Below are 4312 nucleotides of genomic sequence, written 5' to 3' on the forward strand. Positions count from 1 at the left end.
TAGGAAAACAATCTATCGAAGCGTCAGTTGTGACTTCGGATTCACAGCTGACGCTTTTTTTGGGATATCGGTTATTCTGTGTGTTCATTGACCCAAAATGAAACTGGAAAGGCAGACATAAAGCATGAGCTTCTCTGAGGATTTGGACCATCTGATTCGCACCGACGAGCCTCTCGCGCCATTGGTATGGCTTGGCATCGGTGGGCCCGCTCGTTTTTTCGCTGAACCGGTTGACGAAGCGGAACTGCAACGCGTTTACCGCGAAGCCACTGAGGCGGGACTAGCGATCCGCATCCTGGGCGGCGGCAGCAACGTGCTGGTACGAGAATCGGGCTTTGACGGCCTAGTTATCTCGCTGGCCGCGGCCGCCACCAGCGAATTGAAAATCCAAGACAATCGGCTGATCGCTGGTGCCGGTGCCAAACTGTCTCATGCCGTCATCAAGTCGGTCGGTGCGGGACTGGGCGGTCTAGAACATCTCGTCGGTATCCCCGGTTCGGTCGGTGGAGCGGTCGTTGGCAACGTTTCTAACGGCGGTCGTGATATTGGTTCGGTTGTCGAAACCATCACGGTGATCGAAAGCGATGGCACGACCCGCGAACTGAACCAACACGAAGCGGGCTTTTCGCACCGCAAAACGGCGTTGAACGGGCTGGGGGTATTGAAGGTCACCTTTGCCTTGGAACCACGCGATGTTTCCGCGTTGACCAAACGGATGCAAAAGCTGTGGATCAGCCGGAATGCGGACCGTCCAAGCGAACAACGCCGGATCGCGACTCCGTTTGTCGATCCAGATGGAATGCCAGCAAACACGCTGATCCAAAATTGCGGGCTCGCCGGCGTTCGCGAGGGCGATGTATCGCTCGATGCCAACCACCCGCAATACTTAATTGCCCACACTGGTGCCACCAGCGAACAATGCTTGCGTTTGATCGAACGAGTACGTGAACAAGTGTTGCTGCAAACCGGGATCGACTTGCAATTGAATCTGCAGATTTGGTAGAGATCTCAGGTTAGCTAGTCGCTTTACGATTGGCTTTAACTGGCTCCGCCCGCGTCCGCTCGGCGACGACGCTGGCGAACGCGAGGCATTTGGTAACGAATCACAATGGATTGTAAGAGGCAAGCACGGTGGCGATGAAATCAAATCGCGATGACCGCCCCCGCCCGATTCGCGATATGATTCGGCGGCTGATCGTGGCTCCTGCGTCGCTGTCCTTTATCTGGCCTGTGATGTTGATCGTAGGCGGATACGTCGCCTGGGATCGATGGGGTGCCGAGCATGTTGCCAGTAAGTTCTATGGGGTGCAGCTTGATCACATCCAAGTCACCGAGCCACCGGGTTACATTCGCACCGATATCCCCGCAACGGTGTTCCGCGATACCGCGCTAGACCAGCTGTCGCTTTTGGATGTCCAAGCCACTGCGAAAATCGCCTCGGCTTTTGCCACCCACCCGTGGGTTAGTCGGGTAATCAGCGTCCGCAAACTGCCCGGCGGTACCGTCGATGTGCATTTGGAATACCGACGCCCGGTGGCGATGGTACACGTCTTCAAACCCAATCAAGCCGATTCCGGAAGCTACTTTTTCCCAATCGATGGCACTGGGATCCTTTTACCGACCACCGAGTTCGCTCAATCCGAAACGCTTGACTACATTCATATCGAAGTCCCCGACGTCTACCCAACCGGCGTGGTAGGGGGGCCCTTTGGCGACCTTCGGGTCGAGGCGGCAGCTCGCTTGGCAGGCGTTTTATCGCCGGTGCGAGAACAGGCCAAAGTGCGTGCGATCGGGGTATATGGTGATTCCCGGCAAAATGCGGTGCCGCAGTTGGAAATCACGACCACCGACAATCGACGCTTGCTTTGGGGCAGCCCTCCGGGGCTGGAAGAGGGCGGCGAACGCACCGTGGAGATGAAACTGCACGCGCTGATGAGTGGCCAAGAGATTACCAATGGCGACCTGCGATTGGCCCGACGCACTCGGCTGGAATAAACCAGCCAAGCAACAGCTCCGTCACGCCACAGCCTGATTCGAGGGATTGCATGCCGCGGGGCGTGCCCCGCGGCAATCCATCGTTTCCGCCGAAGGTCTTAGCGACTTTCGCTACGGCGAGGGTCTCACGCTGGTGACCGATGAATCATGCGGTCGCGATTTTGACAATCCCATTTGCTGCAGATGTTGGCTCACCAAGATCCACTCGTTGGGGGTCAGCTGCGGTTTGGCCAACGACCAAAACTCGACGTCGTTGATCAACAACATCGCCAACGAACGAGGTGTATCCTCGACTCGCGGACGCAGCATCCGAATCGTTTCACTCAAACACGCTCGCTGTTCGAGTTCGAGATCCGTGCCTAGCTGCTGCTGAAGCATCGGAATGATGGGTGTCCCCCAGCGGAGTAATTCCTGCTGCGCCGAGATCCGCGTGCTTTGGCGTGGCGAGCGTAATTGCTCGACACAGCGAACGACTTCGGACACCGGGATCGCGGGCAGCCGATCGTAATGTCCGAGGACAGCAACATGAATCTGATCCGATAACTCGGCGATCGATTTCCCTCGCAATACCCGTGAGGTCAGGTCGGCGTAATGCAGGTCAAAGACTTCGGGATTTTGCAGCCGCACATGGAACAGTGTCGTTCCGATGTAGCTATCCAGCTGATCGCCCCGTTGAATCTCCCAGCGAATCGGCCCGAAGGCGGGCTGATTCAGTACACTCCGCTCTCCGGTGTGCATCAGCTCGGATTCAATCTTTACCTTGGTGGCATCATCAACGCTAAGCGTGATGTGCTGAAATGGCGACTCCGATAAGTCTGAATGAGAGAAAGAGGACTGCGGCGCCGGTGAATAAGAACGTAGCTGCCGGACCATCGGCTGCTGAAGGACGTAGTGCAGTGAAGGAATTCCGCGTTGCGCGGTGACGGTGATACTTTCGAATACCTCGTCGTCTTGACGTTGCTGAGCCCCGTTGCGGTGCAACATAGGATTGAGTCCGAGTCGACCCTGGATCAGCTGAAAGCGGACCACGCCGCTGGAAGAAAAGAATACGTCGCGTTCTGGCGACGCTCGACTCGTAGAAAGACGCTCAGCATCGAGCGGCCTTTGAGCAAAAGTCGCAACGTGAGAAACGGACAGGCCGAGTACAACGGCTAGCAGCGATCGCCACTTCATCCCTGAACCCTCAACTTTCCTCGGGTTCTTTCCCGAGCCTCGTAGTGTTAGCCACGAGTGGTGCAGGTAAGTCGAGTTGATTTGCACAGCAAGCCACGATGCCAGCTGCGAAATCCAACCGAACCTGACCCGCTATATGGGTGCATCTGGTATCAGTGAACGCGCATGGGCCGAACCTGGTCGGGCGCGGCCCGACGAGTCCATTGGCTATTATCGCCATAAATTCACTTTTTGTTAAAGAGATCTTTTTTTAAGCGGAGATTCGCCGCCGTAATCCTGCGATAACGGACAAAAGGGTTAATCCCCCCCGTGTATGAGCGTGACATGCTAGACTCGGCCCCCCCAACGCTGAAACAAAAAGCAAAACGCTCAACCGGAGAAAAAAGTTCGTTGCCTGCGAACTGGACAGCGCCTATCTTTCTTGCTGGAAGCCATGACGACATGCAGTCGTCTCTTGTGCAGTGGAGGCACAGCGGTAGGAAACAGGCGTGAAACACGCTTGTGCGGTCATACTCTCTGAGAAGTTGACCGGAAGTATCGGAATATTTGCATCGACCCATTCGCCACCTTTCGGCTTGGTCGGGTTAGCACGAATCTCCCGATTTTCCACCGCAACGTTTTTTTGACCGGGCACCCTTTGTGTCCTATATTCCCGTAGCTGTGTGGTCTGAGCGTCTTTGCACAGCTTCATCTAAACATCACCTCCCTGATGTTTAGGGGACCCTCCCGAACGATGCTCCACTGGATTTTGCTCGTATGAATCGGATCCCACAGGTCTATCGTCGCCAATCCGCTGGAACCTTTTTCAGCTTGATTGCTGCGGCATTGCTGCTCGGCTTTGCCACTCCCGTCTCGGCCCAGGTTGTCACCGAAGCGGAACAGTTTTCGGTTACGCCGGAACAACAAGCGGTACAGCAGGGACTTGAACTCGAGCAAGCTCGATTGTGGGCCGATGCCGTTCGTCACTACGAGGACGCTTCGAAAAAGCACCCCGGCAGCAAGTCGCTGTACCAACGATTGACGATTGCGAAGCTGCATTACGATGTCAACCGTCGTTACCAAGACACCAGCTATCTGCAGTCGGTGGACCGATTATCCCCAGAACAAGCTCTCGATTTGTATGCCGAGATCTTGGCCAATTTAC

Annotated in this window: 3 protein-coding genes and 1 pseudogene; 3 read left to right on the plus strand and 1 reads right to left on the minus strand. The window is 55.8% G+C overall.

The window, feature by feature from the left end:
* Window positions 1-124 precede the first annotated feature (124 nt).
* Entirely contained in the window at window positions 125-1003 is an 879-nt protein-coding gene (locus RMSM_RS02275; RefSeq protein ID WP_008690936.1) for a UDP-N-acetylmuramate dehydrogenase, read from the plus strand.
* 134 nt (window positions 1004-1137) lie between these two features.
* Window positions 1138-1995, plus strand: a complete 858-nt coding sequence (locus RMSM_RS02280) for a cell division protein FtsQ/DivIB (protein ID WP_236621971.1) — start codon at window positions 1138-1140, stop codon at window positions 1993-1995.
* A 111-nt stretch (window positions 1996-2106) separates the two neighbouring features.
* Here RMSM_RS02280 and RMSM_RS02285 read toward each other — a convergent pair whose 3' ends face one another.
* A complete protein-coding gene (locus tag RMSM_RS02285) occupies window positions 2107-2979 on the minus strand; it encodes a hypothetical protein (RefSeq protein ID WP_144057309.1) in 873 nt (290 codons plus the stop codon).
* Between the two features lie 945 nt (window positions 2980-3924).
* Between RMSM_RS02285 and RMSM_RS02290 the strand changes: the two are divergent.
* Window positions 3925-4312: pseudogene (locus tag RMSM_RS02290) on the plus strand (S41 family peptidase); the annotation flags it as partial.

Source organism: Rhodopirellula maiorica SM1, assembly GCF_000346295.1.
Taxonomy (GTDB): domain Bacteria; phylum Planctomycetota; class Planctomycetia; order Pirellulales; family Pirellulaceae; genus Novipirellula; species Novipirellula maiorica.